The organism is Aestuariivirga sp., assembly GCF_046294715.1.
In the GTDB taxonomy this organism is placed as follows: domain Bacteria; phylum Pseudomonadota; class Alphaproteobacteria; order Rhizobiales; family Aestuariivirgaceae; genus Aestuariivirga.
In genome coordinates this window covers 140544-154634 of the sequence record NZ_JBKBKI010000004.1, presented here as the reverse complement: position 1 = coordinate 154634, position 14091 = coordinate 140544, and the positions used below count along the sequence as shown (strand labels likewise).

Annotated in this window: 18 protein-coding genes; 12 read left to right on the top strand and 6 right to left on the bottom strand. The window is 66.8% G+C overall.

What is annotated here, in order from left to right; all coding sequences use genetic code 11:
• Nucleotides 1-86: 86 nt before the first annotated feature.
• From ACK4HL_RS04765 to ACK4HL_RS04735, 7 genes are all read left to right on the top strand, one after another.
• Nucleotides 87-1271, top strand: a complete 1185-nt coding sequence (locus ACK4HL_RS04765) for an acetyl-CoA C-acetyltransferase (protein WP_409756897.1) — start codon at nucleotides 87-89, stop codon at nucleotides 1269-1271.
• A gap of 70 nt (nucleotides 1272-1341) precedes the next feature.
• Nucleotides 1342-2067 carry a beta-ketoacyl-ACP reductase gene (locus ACK4HL_RS04760; protein ID WP_409756896.1) on the top strand — a complete coding sequence of 242 codons (726 nt, stop codon included), beginning with the start codon at nucleotides 1342-1344 and terminating at the stop codon, nucleotides 2065-2067.
• Between the two features lie 76 nt (nucleotides 2068-2143).
• Nucleotides 2144-2743: a heme ABC exporter ATP-binding protein CcmA gene (gene ccmA, locus ACK4HL_RS04755; RefSeq protein WP_409756895.1), complete on the top strand. Its 600-nt coding sequence runs from the start codon at nucleotides 2144-2146 to the stop codon at nucleotides 2741-2743.
• Nucleotides 2740-3405: a heme exporter protein CcmB gene (gene ccmB, locus ACK4HL_RS04750; RefSeq protein ID WP_409756894.1), complete on the top strand. Its 666-nt coding sequence runs from the start codon at nucleotides 2740-2742 to the stop codon at nucleotides 3403-3405. Before ccmA ends, ccmB begins: the two co-directional genes overlap by 4 nt.
• Before the next feature lie 23 nt (nucleotides 3406-3428).
• Nucleotides 3429-4151, top strand: a complete 723-nt coding sequence (locus tag ACK4HL_RS04745; protein WP_409756893.1) for a heme ABC transporter permease — start codon at nucleotides 3429-3431, stop codon at nucleotides 4149-4151.
• Nucleotides 4151-4309, top strand: a complete 159-nt coding sequence (gene ccmD, locus ACK4HL_RS04740) for a heme exporter protein CcmD (protein WP_409756892.1) — start codon at nucleotides 4151-4153, stop codon at nucleotides 4307-4309. The genes ACK4HL_RS04745 and ccmD overlap by 1 nt, the downstream gene beginning before the upstream one ends.
• Nucleotides 4306-4893, top strand: a complete 588-nt coding sequence (locus tag ACK4HL_RS04735; protein ID WP_409756891.1) for a DsbE family thiol:disulfide interchange protein — start codon at nucleotides 4306-4308, stop codon at nucleotides 4891-4893. Before ccmD ends, ACK4HL_RS04735 begins: the two co-directional genes overlap by 4 nt.
• Nucleotides 4894-4920: 27 nt before the next feature.
• Here ACK4HL_RS04735 and ACK4HL_RS04730 read toward each other — a convergent pair whose 3' ends face one another.
• A complete protein-coding gene (locus tag ACK4HL_RS04730) occupies nucleotides 4921-5421 on the bottom strand; it encodes a MarR family winged helix-turn-helix transcriptional regulator (protein WP_409756890.1) in 501 nt (166 codons plus the stop codon).
• Nucleotides 5422-5662: 241 nt separating this feature from the next.
• On the opposite strand from ACK4HL_RS04730, the gene ACK4HL_RS04725 reads away from it, so the two are divergent.
• Nucleotides 5663-6211 carry an NUDIX domain-containing protein gene (locus ACK4HL_RS04725; protein WP_409756889.1) on the top strand — a complete coding sequence of 183 codons (549 nt, stop codon included), beginning with the start codon at nucleotides 5663-5665 and terminating at the stop codon, nucleotides 6209-6211.
• Here ACK4HL_RS04725 and ACK4HL_RS04720 read toward each other — a convergent pair.
• The 5 genes from ACK4HL_RS04720 to ACK4HL_RS04700 are packed head-to-tail and all read right to left on the bottom strand — an operon-like array spanning nucleotide 6208 to nucleotide 10542.
• Nucleotides 6208-6786 (bottom strand): septation protein A, encoded by a 579-nt coding sequence (locus tag ACK4HL_RS04720; protein ID WP_409756888.1) that lies wholly within the window; start codon nucleotides 6784-6786, stop codon nucleotides 6208-6210. The genes ACK4HL_RS04725 and ACK4HL_RS04720 overlap by 4 nt on opposite strands.
• Complete coding sequence (ftsY, locus tag ACK4HL_RS04715) at nucleotides 6783-7952, bottom strand: signal recognition particle-docking protein FtsY (RefSeq protein WP_409756887.1); 1170 nt, start codon at nucleotides 7950-7952, stop codon at nucleotides 6783-6785. Before ftsY ends, ACK4HL_RS04720 begins: the two co-directional genes overlap by 4 nt.
• Complete coding sequence (gene mtaB / locus ACK4HL_RS04710; RefSeq protein ID WP_409756886.1) at nucleotides 7949-9196, bottom strand: tRNA (N(6)-L-threonylcarbamoyladenosine(37)-C(2))-methylthiotransferase MtaB; 1248 nt, start codon at nucleotides 9194-9196, stop codon at nucleotides 7949-7951. Before mtaB ends, ftsY begins: the two co-directional genes overlap by 4 nt.
• Before the next feature lie 5 nt (nucleotides 9197-9201).
• The gene (gene dapF, locus ACK4HL_RS04705; RefSeq protein ID WP_409756885.1) at nucleotides 9202-10059 is read right to left on the bottom strand and encodes a diaminopimelate epimerase; all 858 of its coding nucleotides are present in this window, start codon (nucleotides 10057-10059) and stop codon (nucleotides 9202-9204) included.
• A 51-nt stretch (nucleotides 10060-10110) separates the two neighbouring features.
• Entirely contained in the window at nucleotides 10111-10542 is a 432-nt protein-coding gene (locus tag ACK4HL_RS04700; RefSeq protein WP_409756884.1) for a DUF3775 domain-containing protein, read from the bottom strand.
• A gap of 238 nt (nucleotides 10543-10780) precedes the next feature.
• Here ACK4HL_RS04700 and ffh point away from each other — a divergent pair, with 238 nt between their 5' ends.
• The 4 genes from ffh (at nucleotide 10781) to trmD (ending at nucleotide 14088) form a co-directional block, all read left to right on the top strand.
• Complete coding sequence (ffh, locus tag ACK4HL_RS04695; RefSeq protein ID WP_409756883.1) at nucleotides 10781-12346, top strand: signal recognition particle protein; 1566 nt, start codon at nucleotides 10781-10783, stop codon at nucleotides 12344-12346.
• Nucleotides 12347-12381: 35 nt separating this feature from the next.
• Nucleotides 12382-12723: a 30S ribosomal protein S16 gene (rpsP, locus tag ACK4HL_RS04690; protein ID WP_409756882.1), complete on the top strand. Its 342-nt coding sequence runs from the start codon at nucleotides 12382-12384 to the stop codon at nucleotides 12721-12723.
• 160 nt (nucleotides 12724-12883) lie between these two features.
• Nucleotides 12884-13399 (top strand): ribosome maturation factor RimM, encoded by a 516-nt coding sequence (gene rimM / locus ACK4HL_RS04685; RefSeq protein WP_409756881.1) that lies wholly within the window; start codon nucleotides 12884-12886, stop codon nucleotides 13397-13399.
• Complete coding sequence (gene trmD / locus ACK4HL_RS04680) at nucleotides 13396-14088, top strand: tRNA (guanosine(37)-N1)-methyltransferase TrmD (protein ID WP_409756880.1); 693 nt, start codon at nucleotides 13396-13398, stop codon at nucleotides 14086-14088. The genes rimM and trmD overlap by 4 nt, the downstream gene beginning before the upstream one ends.
• The last annotated feature ends 3 nt before the right edge of the window (nucleotides 14089-14091 follow it).

The following is a 14091-nucleotide window of genomic DNA, read 5'->3' as shown; positions in this document are numbered from 1 at the left end:
CAGCGGCCCGATCAAGACCTATGTCGCATTGCACAAAAGATGATAATGAGGGCATAAGCCAGTCAAAATCAGCAAGGAGGCATGTCATGGCCGGATCGCAGAATGGGGTTGTCATCGTCTCGGCGGCGCGCACGCCGGTGGGGTCGTTCAACGGCACTTTGTCCGGCGTGCCGGCCTCCTACCTCGGCACCGTGGCGCTCAAGGCCGCCATGGAGCGCGCCAAGGTCGAGGGCGGGGAGGTGGACGAGGTGATCATGGGCCAGATCCTCACCGCCGGCCAGGGCCAGAACCCCGCCCGCCAGGCCTCGATCAACGCCGGCATCCCGAATGAGACCCCCGCCTGGGGCATGAACCAGCTCTGCGGTTCGGGGCTTCGCGCCGTGGCGCTCGGCATGCAGCAGATCCTGACCGGCGACGCCAAGGTCGTGGCCGCCGGCGGCCAGGAGAGCATGAGCCGCGCGCCCCACGTGGCCTATCTGCGCGAGGGCGTGAAGATGGGCGATTGGTCGCTGGTCGACACCATGATCAAGGACGGGCTGTGGGACGCCTTCAACGGCTATCACATGGGAACGACCGCCGAGAACGTGGCCCGCCAGTGGCAGATCACCCGCGACATGCAGGACGAGTTCGCGGTGAAGAGCCAGAACAAGGCGGAGGCCGCCCAGGCCGCCGGCAAGTTCAAGGACGAGATCGCGCCCGTGACCATCTCCACCCGCAAGGGCGACGTGACGGTGGACCAGGACGAGTACATCAAGAAGGGCGTCACGATGGACTCGGTCGCCAAGCTGAAGCCCGCCTTCGCCAAGGACGGCTCGGTGACCGCCGCCAACGCCTCCGGCATCAACGACGGCGCCGCCGTGGTGATCCTGATGAGCGAGGAGGAGGCCTCACGCCGCGGCCTGACGCCGCTCGCCCGCATTGCCTCCTGGGCGAGCGTGGGCGTCGATCCGGCGATCATGGGCACGGGGCCCATTCCCGCCTCGCGCGCCGCGCTGAAGAAGGCCGGATGGAAGGTCGACGACCTCGACCTCGTGGAGGCCAACGAGGCCTTCGCGGCGCAGGCCTGTGCGGTCAACAAGGACATGGGCTGGAACCCCGACATCGTGAACGTCAATGGCGGCGCCATCGCCATCGGCCACCCCATCGGCGCCTCGGGCGCGCGCGTGCTCAACACGCTGCTCTTCGAGATGGGCCGCCGCGACGCGAAGAAGGGCCTTGCCACGCTCTGCATCGGCGGCGGCATGGGCGTCGCCCTGTGCGTGGAGCGCTGAGGAACCCTGAAGATCACGGTGTCCCCTCCCCCCGGGGAGGGGACGCGAACATAATCAAGAGGAGAGACGAATGGGACGGGTAGCAGTGGTGACGGGCGGCAGCCGCGGCATCGGGGCGGCGATTTCCAAGGCGCTCAAGGCGGCGGGCTACAAGGTGGCCGCCAACTATGCCGGCAACGACGAGGCGGCGGCGAAGTTCAAGGCCGAGACGGGCATTCCCGTCTACAAGTGGGACGTCTCCAGCTACGAGGCCTGTGCCGCGGGCCTCAAGCAGGTGGAGGCGGATCTCGGTCCCGTCGAGGTGCTGGTCAACAATGCCGGCATCACGCGCGACGCCATGTTCCACAAGATGACGCCGCAGCAGTGGAACGAGGTGATCAACACCAACCTCAACTCCCTCTTCAACATGACGCAGCCCATCTGGAGCGGCATGCGCGACCGCAATTTCGGCCGCGTGATCTGCATCTCCTCGATCAACGGCCAGAAGGGGCAGATGGGCCAGGCCAACTATTCCGCCGCCAAGGCGGGCGACATCGGCTTCGTCAAGGCCCTGGCCCAGGAGGGTGCGGCCAAGGGCATCACCGTCAACGCCATCTGCCCGGGCTACATCGCCACCGAGATGGTCAAGGCCATCGCCCAGGACGTGCTCGAGAAGCGCATCCTGCCGCTGATCCCGGTGGGCCGGCTGGGCGAGCCCGAGGAGATCGCCCGTGCGGTCGTCTTCCTCGCCTCCGACGAGGCGGGCTTCATCACCGGCTCGACGCTGTCCGCCAATGGCGGCCAGTACATGATGTGAGGCGAGCGCTTTCTTTTTGCGACCCGAACCGATGCCCGCGCTTGACGCGGGCATCGTCTTTTCTGCAACAAGAGACATGCGGCTGACGGCGAAGGACCTGACCTGCGAACGGGGCGGACGGATCGTGTTCCGCAATGTCTCGCTGTCGCTCGCATCGGGCGAGCTGATGCAGCTCACCGGGCCCAACGGCTCGGGCAAGTCGTCGCTCCTTCGCCTCATCGCCGGGCTGAACGAGGCGGAAACCGGCAGCATCGCGCTCGATGGCGGCGAGAAGGACCTCGCCATCGGCCAGCAGGCGCATTACGTCGCTCACCAGGAAGCGGTGAAAGGCGCCTTGAGCGTCGAGGAGAACCTGGGCTTCTGGCGCGACTTTCTCGGCGGCGGCGACGTCAGCGAGGCGCTCGCCGCCTTCGACCTCACCCGTCTGTCCTCCTACCCCGCGGGCCTCCTCTCGGCCGGCCAGAAGCGCCGCCTGGCACTCGCCCGGCTCGTTCTGGTGCCGCGCGCGCTGTGGCTCCTCGACGAGCCGACGGTGGGACTCGACACCGCCTCGCTCGCGCGCCTGGAAAAGGTGATGGCAGACCAGCTCGAGAAGGGCGGCATGATCATCGCCGCCACCCATGTGCCGCTCGGCCGCGATCCCGATTGCCGCCTCGACATGGGAGAGATCGCGTGAAGCTGGTGCTCGCGCTCGTGCGCCGCGATCTCAGGCTGAGCTTCCGCCAGGGCGGTGGTGTCGGCACGGCACTCGGCTTCTTCCTCACCGTGGTCGTGCTGCTTCCCATCGGCATCGGGCCGGACCAGGCGCTGCTCGCCCGCATCGCGCCCGGCGCCCTGTGGATTTCGCTTCTCCTCTCGGTGCTGCTCTCGGCCGACCGCATCTTCCAGCAGGATTACGAGGACGGCTCGCTCGACCTCATGACCATGGGGCCGGTGCCCTTCGAACTCGTGGCGCTCGCCAAGTCCCTCGCCCACTGGCTCTCGACCAGCCTGCCGCTCGCACTCGCCGCCCCGCTGCTGGGTTTCCTCGTCAACCTCGAGCCGGAAGCGATCCTGCCGCTCGCCGTCTCCATGATGCTGGGCTCCATTGCGCTTTCTCTGCTCGCCGCCATCGGCGCGGCGGTGACGGTGGGGTTGCGGCGGGGAGGCCTCCTCGTTTCGATCCTCGTGCTGCCGCTCTACGTTCCGGTGCTGATCTTCGGGCTTTCGGCCTCCGACGCCGGAGCCGCCCCGGGCCTCACAATGGCCTCCCTGCTGATCCTTGCCGCCATCGCGCTGGTGAGCCTCGTCCTCTCTCCCCTTGCCTCGGCTGCGGCACTGAGGTCCTATCTCCGGTGAGAAAGCCGCACTAGATAGGCCCCATGCAGTACCTCGCGAACCCGACCCGTTTCCTGAAGCTCGCCAATGCGGTGTTGCCCTATGCCTGGGCGATCACCATCGCCCTTTTCGCGGTTGGGCTTTACGGCGCCCTCGTCACGTCGCCGCCCGACTACCAGCAGGGCGAGACGGTGCGGATCATGTACATCCACGTGCCCGCCGCCTGGATGGCGCTGTTCGTCTACACGGTGATGGCGCTGGCGAGTGCCGTGGCGGTGATCTTCCGCCACCCCCTGGCCGATGTCGCCGCCAAGACGGCGGCACCCATCGGCGCGGTGTTCTGCTTCCTCTCGCTTGCCACGGGATCGCTCTGGGGCAAGCCCATGTGGGGTGCCTGGTGGGTGTGGGACGCCCGCCTCACATCCATGTTCGTGCTGATGCTGCTTTATGTGGGCTACATGGGCGTGTGGGCGGCGGTCGAGGAGCCGCACCGCGCAGCCCTGGTTACCCGCATCGTGGCCCTCGTCGGCTTCGTGAACATCCCGATCGTGAAGTTCTCGGTGGACTGGTGGAACTCGCTGCACCAGCCGGCGAGCGTGTTCCGCATGGACGGCCCCACCATCGCCGGCCCCATGCTGTGGCCGCTGCTCGTCATGGGGCTGGCCTACAGCTTCCTGTTCCTCGCCCTTCACCTGGTGTCGATCCGCGCCGAGATCGCGGCCCGCAAGATCCGCCAGATCCACATCGCCGAGATCGGGGAGCGCTGATGGATTTATCTGCCAACCACATGGGCTTCATCATCGCCTCCTATGCGCTCACCGCGGTGTTCCTCCTCGGCCTCATCGCCTATGTGCTGCTGCGCGACCGGCAGCTGCGCGCCGAAGCCGAGCGGCTCGAGAGGCAGCGCAAGAGGCCCGGCGCATGAGCGCCTCCGAAAGCCAGGCTCCCCGCCGCCGGCTGTGGCTGGTGCTCCTCCCGGTGATCGTCTTCGCCGGGCTCGCCGCCATGTTCTGGAAAGGCCTATCGGGCGAGCCCTCAAAGATTCCCTCGGCCCTCATCGGCAAGCCGGTTCCCGATTTCACCCTTCCGCCCGTCGAGGGGCTCGGCGTGCCGGGCCTCGAGACGGCCCAGCTGAAGCAGGGCAAGGTGACGGTCGTCAATGTCTGGGCCTCCTGGTGCGCGCCCTGCCGGATCGAGCACCCGCTGCTGATGGAGCTTGCCCGCCGCGGCGACATCGTCCTCGCCGGCATCAACTACAAGGACGAGCCGGAGAATGCCCGCCGCTTCCTCGGAACGCTGGGCCAGCCCTTCGCCGCCGTGGGCGCCGACCGCGACGGCCGCGCCGCCGTGGACTGGGGCGTTTATGGCGTGCCCGAAACCTTCGTGGTGGACGGGGCGGGGCTGATCCGCTTCAAGCACATCGGCCCCCTGAGCCCGGATTCGATCAGCGGCGTTCTCTTGCCGGAGATCGAGAAGGCCAAGGCGCCGCTGCCGCCGCCGGGCGGCTGAGCGGAATTCGCCGCAAGAGATGAAGTCTCAGGCGCGCTTGCGCGTCTTGATCTTGCGGGCGGGCTTGGCCGGTTCCTTTTCCTCCGCGCGGTCCATCTCGGCCGCCAGCACGGCCAGATTGTCGAGGAACAGCTTGCGGTCCGGCGCGGGGATGAGGGAGAGCAGCTGCTTGTCCACCTCCTCCGCACCCGGCTGGGCCATCTTCAGCATCTTCTTGCCCACCGCCGTGATGCGGATGGCGTTGGTGCGGCCATCGTCCTTGGTGCGCTTCCGCTGCAGATAGCCTTGGGCGAGCAGCCGCGCCACCAGATCGGCCAGCGTCGAACGGTCGATGCCGGTGAGCTTCACGAGTTCGGTCTGGCTCTTCCCGTCATTGGCGTCCACCGCGAGGAGAACGGTGAACTGCCTGTGCGTGAGGCCGGACTTGCCGACCTCTCCCATGTAGATGAGGTTCGAGTATTGCGCCGCCCGCTTCAACAGGTGCGATGGTGAACGCGAGAACTGCTTCACGTCCTTCGTGGTTGTCATACGCCCCTTCTCCTGCCCGCATGCCCGCTCGTGTGATGGCGGGTTCCTGCGAAAATCGTTGGCCGTGTCCGGCCCGCCTTCTGCTCGACAGCGTGAGGAACTTCCCCCCAGCGGAGCCGCGCACAACTAGCGGCTCGGATTTTGCGCTGCAAGCAAAAAGCGGCGTGGAAATTCGGTAGATGCTCTTTGCCCCGGACGGAGTTAAGATGATCCGCATACAGATTTCAACACTTGACAAGCGATGAACAGTAAGACTCAGCCAGTCGATTTCAGGCGCGAGGTGCCCCATGGCGACACGCATGAGCGCGACGTCTGCGCCACCTGCGGCTTCGTGAACTACGTGAACCCCAAGATCGTGACGGGCTCGATCGTGCGGCATGTCGGCCGCATCCTGCTCTGCCGGCGCGCCATCGAACCGCGCATCGGCTTCTGGACTCTGCCCGCGGGCTTCATGGAACTCGGCGAAACGGCAGAACAGGCGGCCATGCGCGAGGCCCGCGAGGAGGCGAATGCCGCGATCGTCATCGACCGCCTTCTCGCCGTCTACACCATCCCGCGCATTGCCCAGGTGCAGATCATGTATCTCGCGCACCTGGGCGGGAATGACTTTTCGGCAGGCCCCGAAAGCCTTGAGGTGATGCTTGCCGGCTGGGACGAGATCCCGTGGGAGGAGCTAGCCTTTCCATCCGTCAGGTGGGCGCTCGAGCAATACCGGAGCGTCGAGGGTTCGGCCGATTTCGCGCCCTTCTCCAACCCGCCGGGCGAATACGGAGACCCGAAGCCCCTCTAGGCGTCGGCCTTCTCGTCCTCGCTCATGTGGCGTGCCATATAGGGCGCATTGGCAAGCGCGAAGACGAGCGTCAGGGGGAGCAGGCCGAAAACCTTGAAGTTCACCCAGGCGTCGGTCGAGAAATTGCGCCAGACCACCTCGTTCAGGCCGGCCATGGCGAAGAAGAACACGCCCCAGCGCAGCGACAGCGTGCGCCAGGCCTCTTCCGTGAGCTTCACCGCCTCGCCCATGACGAGCTTCAGATAGCTGCGGCCCATGGCCACGCCGCCCAGCAGCACCGCGCCGAACAGTGCGTTGATGAGCGTCACCTTCACCTTGATGAAGAGCTCGCTGTGGAGCCACAGCGTGAGCGCCCCGAACAGCGCCACGAAAACGGCGGAGACGAGCGGCACCATCGCGATCTTGCGGGTGAGCGCCCAGGAAACCGAGAGGGCCACGGCGGTGGCCAGCATGAAGATGCCGGTGCCCCAGAAGATTCCGGCCTGCCAGTTGGCGATGAAGAAGGCGGCGAGCGGACCCATCTCGATCAGCAGCTTGGTGCCCTGCCCCATCTTCGGGCTCGACGTGAAGCTCATGTCTCCCCCAGTCCGGCGATGGCGCGCGCGAAGCCATCGGCATCGAAAGGTTGCAGGTCCTCGATCCGCTCGCCGACGCCAATGGCGTGGACGGGCAGCTTGTACTTCTCGGCGATGGCGACGAGGATGCCGCCCCGCGCCGTGCCGTCGAGCTTGGTCATGATGAGGCCCGTGACGCCCGCCACCTTGGTGAAGATCTCTGCCTGCGCCGTGGCGTTCTGGCCCGTCGTCGCGTCGAGCACGAGCAGCACGGCGTGGGGTGCGGCCTCGTCCTGCTTCTTGATGACGCGCACGATCTTGTCGAGCTCGTCCATGAGATACTGCTTGTTCTGGAGACGGCCGGCCGTGTCGATGAACAGGATGTCGGTGCCGTCCTCCTTCGCTTCCCGGATGGCGTCGAAGGCGAGCCCCGAGGCATCCGCCCCCGTCGGGCGCGACATGACCCTCGCACCGATGCGGCTGCCCCAGACATTCAGCTGCTCGATCGCCGCGGCGCGGAACGTGTCGCAGGCGGCGAACATCACCCTGTAGCCCTCGCCCCGCGCGATCGCGCCGAGCTTGCCGATGGTGGTGGTCTTGCCCGCGCCGTTCACCCCCACGACCAGGATGATGTAGGGCTTCTCCGCCCCGAAGGTGAAGGGTACCTCCACGGGTTTCAGCACCCTCGAAACCTCGGTGGCGAGAATGCGCTTCACCTCCTCGGGGTCGATCTCCCTGTCGTAACGGCCCGCGGACACGGCGTTAACGATGCGTTCCGCCATGGGAAGGCCGAGATCGGCCTGGAGAAGCACGTCCTCGAGATCCTGGAGCGTCGCCCTGTCGAGCTTCTTCTTGGTGAAGATCGAGGTGATGGAGCCTGTGATCGAGCGCGAGGACTTCGAGAGCCCCTCGCTCAGCCGCGAGAACCAGCCGCGCGACGGCTCGCCCGACGGGAGCGGTGCCGGAGCGGGGATATTCGCGGCGACGGGCTCGGTTTCGGGTTCGGGCAGTGGCTCTGGCGCGGGCTCCGGCTCGTGTTGAGGTTCAAGCGCGGCTGCGGCTTCGGGACGGGGCCCGGCCTCGGTGGCCGGAGCCATCTCCTCGGCAGGAGCGGGTGGCGGAGCCGCTTCCACCTCCGGCTCCGGCTTGCCGGCGACCCGGTTGAACAGCTTCTTGAAGAAACTCATGCAGCGAGCCTTGCCTCGAGATGGGAAGGCCCGCGGCCGGTGACACGGGCCGTGACGATGGCGCCCGGCGCCATGCGGCTTTCGAACCTCACCTGCGCGAAGTGCTCGGTGCGGCCCATGGCCTCGGTCTCGACCAGCACCTGCCTGGTGGCGCCGATCTCCGAAGCGAGGAAGGCGTCGAGCCGCCGCTCGCCCTTTTCGCGGAGCAGGCCTGCGCGTTCCTTCACCACATGCTTGTCGAGCTGCGGCATGCGGGCGGCTGGCGTTCCCGGGCGGGGCGAGAACGGGAAGACGTGGAGATAGGTGAGCCCGCACTCGTCGACGATCCGCAGCGAGTTCTCGAACATCTCCTCCGTCTCGGTCGGGAAGCCCGCAATGATGTCGGCCCCGAAAACGATGCCCGGCCGCCTGGCGCTAAGCTCCGCGCAGAAGGCAATCGAGTCCTCGCGGGCATGCCGCCGCTTCATGCGCTTCAGGATCATGTTGTCGCCGGACTGCAGCGAGAGGTGGATGTGGGGCATCAGCCTCTCCTCGCCTGCAATCACGTCCATGAGCTCCGGGTCGGCCTCGATCGAGTCGATCGAGGAGAGGCGGAGCCGTTTCAGGTCGGGCACGGTCTTCAGGATCCGCGAGGCGAGGCTGCCGAGCTTCGGCGCGCCATCGAGATCGCCTCCCCAGGAGGTGAGATCGACGCCGGTGAGCACGACTTCCGAGTAGCCGGAGGCGACGAGACGGCGCACCTGTTCGACGACGTCCTGCGCCGAAAGCGAGCGCGAATTGCCCCGCCCGAAGGGGATGATGCAGAAGGTGCAGCGATGGTCGCAGCCGTTCTGCACCTGCACGAAGGCGCGGGTGCGCTCCTTCAGCCCGTCGATGAGTTGCGGCTTCGCCGTCTTGACCGACATGATGTCGGAGACCGCCACGCGCTCGGTCGAACCCCTCTGCCAGCTTTCGGCCCTGAGCTTCTCCTCGTTGCCGATGACACGCGAGACTTCCGGCATTCTCGCGAACATGTCAGGCTCGGTCTGGGCGGCACAGCCGGTGACCACGATCTCGGCCTGAGGGTTTTCGGCTCTCGCGCGGCGGATCGCCTGCCGCGCCTGGCGTGTCGCCTCCGCCGTCACCGCGCAGGTGTTGAAGACGATGGTGTCGGAAGCTCCCGCCTTCTCGGCGTGGTTGCGCATCACCTCGGTCTCGTAGGTGTTGAGGCGGCATCCGAAGGTGACGAATTTGGGCCCGGCCATGCGCGTCACCCCTCGAGATGCGGCGGCAGCACGCCGTCGAATTCATAGGCCACGGGGCCGGTCATGATGATGTGCCCGTCGCTCTCGCGGATCTCGAGCAGGAGATCGCCGCCGGGCAGTGTGACGCGCGCCTTGCTGCCGAACTTGCGGAGCCGGTGGCCTGCCGCCATGACGGCGCATGCCGCCGTGCCGCAGGCCCGGGTGAGGCCGGCGCCGCGTTCCCACACCCGGATCACCGCATGGTCCTTTGCATCGACGCGGGCGAGCGTGATGTTGGCGCGATTCGGAAAGAGCGGGTGGTGCTCGAGCATGGGCCCGACCTTGCCGAGGTCGACGACGTCGAGGTCCTTGACCCAGAAGATGCAATGCGGATTGCCGACGTTGACCACGGAGGGCGAATGGATGAGCGGCTTCTCGATCGGCCCCACGGAGAGCTCGATATGCCTCGTATCGTGGAACTTCTCCGAAAGCGGAATGTCCTGCCAGCCGAAGCGGGGAGCGCCCATGTCGACGGTGACGAGCTTGTCGCCGCCCTTCTCCGCCACCAGGAAACCGCCCTTGGTGTCGATGGTGGCGCGGGTCGCCTTCTTCTCGCCGAACAGGATGTCGGCCACGCAGCGCGTGGCATTGCCGCAGGACTCGACCTCGGAACCCTCGTTGTTCCAGATGCGCATGGTGACGTCGGCCCTCGTCGAGGGTTCGAGCACGATCAGCTGGTCGCAGCCGATGCCCGTCCTGCGGTCCGCGATGGCGCGGGCCCGCGCCTCGTCCATGGCGATGGGACGGCGGCGCGCGTCGAAAACGACGAAATCGTTTCCGAGCCCGTTCATCTTGCGGAAAGGGAGGGGCGGAGCCTCTGACATGACCGGCCTTATATGGGAAAAGCCCATTGGATTGCTAGGCCGGTCGTTTGGCTAGAGACGCCCCACCTCCTCGTCCTCGCAGCTCCTGCCGCAGTCGGACAGGGCATCCTCCAGGAATTCGGAGAGGAGAGGCAGGCCCAGGAGATAGTCCGCCGTCCGGTCGTTGTGGGCCGCCGCGGCCTGCTCGCGGGCCTCCTGCCACTCGCCGATATCATAGTCGCCGCGTCCCACCCAGGCGAGCGTCACCAGGTCGATCTGCTGGTCCTCGTCCATGGCATCGACGAAGGCGCGGATCTCCTGCGCCACGGGGTCGCCGGCACGCGCCTCGAGCACGCTCACCATGCGGTCGTCGCTATCGTTCGAGCCGGGGTCCGGCACGGTGGGCAGGTCCTTCACCTCGAACTGGCGGGCCTTGGTGATGATGAAGCAGACCTGCTCGGTCGAGACGGCGAGTTCGATGTCGGGCGTCTGTTCGGATCGCATGGCGGCTCCTTGCTCTGGACGGACACTAACGCGCCGGAGGCTACAGCGTTTCGGCCCTCCTGGAAATTTGACTTCTCCGCGCCTTTCCCCTATGTCCGCCCCATCACATGACGGCTTGAACGTCTTCAGGCGGTCTCACACATGGGGTTATCGACATTCCCGGGAGGTGAGGCAGCCAACATCCGGCAGCGAGTTTCGCCCCCGGGTGCGAAACGCTTTTGGGCCAAGGGAATGGAACATGTTTGACACACTGAGCGACCGCCTCTCGGGCATCCTCGACAAGATCACCGGACGGGGTGCGCTCTCCGAGGCGGATGTCGAGGAGGCGCTGCGCGAGGTCCGCCGGGCACTGCTCGAGGCGGACGTGGCGCTCGAGGTGGTCCGCACCTTCACCGACAAGATCCGCGAGAAGGCGGTGGGCGCCGAGATCGTGAAATCGGTCAGGCCCGGCCAGATGGTGGTGAAGATCGTCCATGATGCGCTGGTCGAAACCCTGGGCGGGTCCGAGGGCGCTTCGCTCAACCTCCGCGCCTCGCCGCCCGTCGCCATCCTCATGGTGGGCCTGCAGGGCTCCGGCAAGACAACGACCACGGCCAAGATCGCGAGGCGCCTCACCGAGCGCGACAAGCGCCGCGTTCTGATGGCCTCGCTCGACACCCGCCGCCCGGCCGCACAGGAGCAGCTCGCCATTCTCGGCAGGCAGGTCAGGGTCGACACGCTGCCCATCGTGCCGGGCCAGCAGCCCGTCGAGATCGCGCGGCGTGCCATGTCGGAGGCACGCAAGGGCGGCTACGACATCGTCATGCTCGATACCGCCGGCCGCCTTCACATCGACGAGGAACTCCTCGCCGAGGCCGCCGCGGTGCGCGACATCGCAAAGCCCAACGAGACGCTGCTGGTGGCCGACGCGCTCACCGGCCAGGATGCCGTGAACCTCGCCCGCTCCTTCGACGAAAAGATCGGCGTCACCGGCATCGTGCTGACCCGCATCGACGGTGACGGCCGCGGCGGTGCGGCACTTTCCATGCGCGCCGTGACGGGCAAGCCCATCAAGCTGATGGGCACGGGCGAAAAGCTCGACGGGCTGGAGGACTTCCACCCCGAGCGCATCGCCGGCCGCATCCTGGGCATGGGCGACGTCGTCTCGCTGGTCGAGAAGGCCGCCCTCAACATCGACCAGGACAAGGCCCGCAAGATCGCCGAGCGCATGAAGAAGGGCGCCTTCGATCTGGACGACCTCGCCGACCAGCTGAAGCAGCTGCAGAAGCTCGGCGGCATGGGCGGCGTGATGAACCTGCTGCCCGGCATGGGCAAGATCAAGAAGCAGATGGAAGGCCTCGACCTGGACAACAAGGTGCTGAAGCGGCAGATGGCCATCATCGGCTCGATGACGCCCTATGAGCGCCGGAACCCCAAGGTGATGGACGCCAGGCGCAAGAAGCGCGTCGCCGCGGGCTCGGGCACCAAGGTCGAGGAGGTGAACCGCCTCCTCAAGATGCACCTGCAGATGGCCGGCATGATGAAGCAGATGGGCCAGGGCAAGGGCCTGTTCGGCAAGATGATGGGCGGCAAGGGTGCGCCCGACGCGGCTGAGCTCGAGCGCATGCAGGAAGAGCTCGCGAAGCTCGATCCCGGTGCCCTGCCCGAAGAGCTGAAGGACATGATGAAAGGCGGATCGCTTCCGCAGATGCCGGGGCTTCCTGGCCTCGGCGGCGGCAAGCTTCCGGGGCTGGGCGGATTGCCGGGCTTGGGCGGCGGATCGCCCTTCAAGGGTTTGCCGGGCCTCCCCGGCAAGAAGAAGTGAATCAATCGGAACACGGATATCAAAGGAGACAGACCATGGCCGTGAAGATGAGGCTCGCGCGTGCGGGCACCAAGAAGCGCCCCTACTACCATATCGTGATCGCCGACGCGGCCGCCCCGCGTGACGGAAAGTTCATCGACATCGTGGGTGCCTACAACCCCATGCTCAAGAAGGACGACGCCAACCGCGTGAAGATCGATGCGGAGAAGGCCGCCGCATGGCTAAAGAAGGGTGCCCAGGCCACCGACCGGGTGCTGCGCTTCCTCGACAAGGCAGGCCTTGCCAAGCGCGATGCCCGCAACAACCCGAACAAGGCGCTTCCCGGCAAGAAGCGCCAGGAGCGCGAAAAGGCCGCCGCGGCAGCCGCCAACGGCTGATCTCTTCCCTTCTCCCGTTGCGAAGCAATGAGAGAAGGTGGCACGAAGCGAGGGATGAGCACCTCTCAGCGCGCCTCGTTCCGCTGGAAGGAGCCCTCATCCGCCCTTGGGGCACCTTCTCCCATCGGCTGCGCCGGCGGGAGAAGGGAAAGGCAAGGCCATGAAACGCGATTGGGTACTGGTCGGCGCCATCACCGGTGCGCATGGCATCAGGGGGGAGGTGAAGCTGCGGAGCTTCACCGCCGAACCCGACGCCATTGCCGGCTACTCGCCGCTCGAGACCTCGAGGGGCGTCACGGTGGAGATCGTGAGGCTCAGGCCGCAGAAGGACGGCTTCATCGCCGTGCTGAAAGGCGTCTCCGACCGCAACGCCGCGGAGGCGCTCAAGGGAACCGAGCTCTTCGTGCCGCGCGAGCGCCTGCCCCAGCCGGCGGAGGACGAGGTCTATGTCCATGATCTCCTGGGGCTTCCGGTGCTTCTCGCCGACGGCACCCTGTTGGGCGAGATCGTGGACGTGGCCGATTATGGCGCGGGCGACCTGATCGACGTGAAGCTCGCCGGCCGCGACGGCACCGTGCTGATCCCCTTCGCCGCACAATATGTTCTGGCGGCGGAGGGCGGGAAGGTCGTGGTCGATCTGCCGGAGGGCTTCCTCGACGTGGAGGAGAAGGCATGAGTTTCCGGGCGACCGTGCTCACTCTCTTCCCGGAGATGTTTCCGGGGCCGCTGGGCTGCTCGCTTGCCGGTCGCGCGCTGGAACAGGGCATCTGGTCGCTCGAGGCGCGCGACATCCGCGCTTCCGCCACCGACCGGCACCGCACGGTGGACGACCATCCGGCGGGCGGCGGGGCGGGCATGGTGCTGAAGCCTGACGTTCTGGCGGCGGCGATCGACGCCGCGCCCCGCGATGGACCCCGGCTGCTGATGAGCCCGCGCGGCGAGCCGCTCACGCAGCGGCTGGTGCGGGAACTGGCGGCAGGCCCCGGCTGCCTCGTCGTCTGCGGCCGCTTCGAGGGCGTGGACGAGCGGGTGATCGAGCGCCGCGGGCTGCGCGAGATCTCCCTCGGCGACTATGTGCTCTCGGGCGGCGAGCCGGCGGCGATCGTGCTGCTCGATGCCATCGTCAGGCTGCTGCCGGGCGTCATGGGGAAGCAGGCCTCGGCCGATGAGGAGAGCTTCGAGGACGGCCTCCTCGAACATCCGCACTACACCAAGCCCAACGTCTGGGAAGGCGTTGAAATTCCTGAGGTTCTCCTCTCGGGCGATCACAAGGCGATTGCCCGGTGGAAGCGCGGGATGCGGGAGGCCCTGACACGTGCGAGACGTCCCGACCTGTGGCGCGCCCACGAGTCGGGAAAGATTTGATTT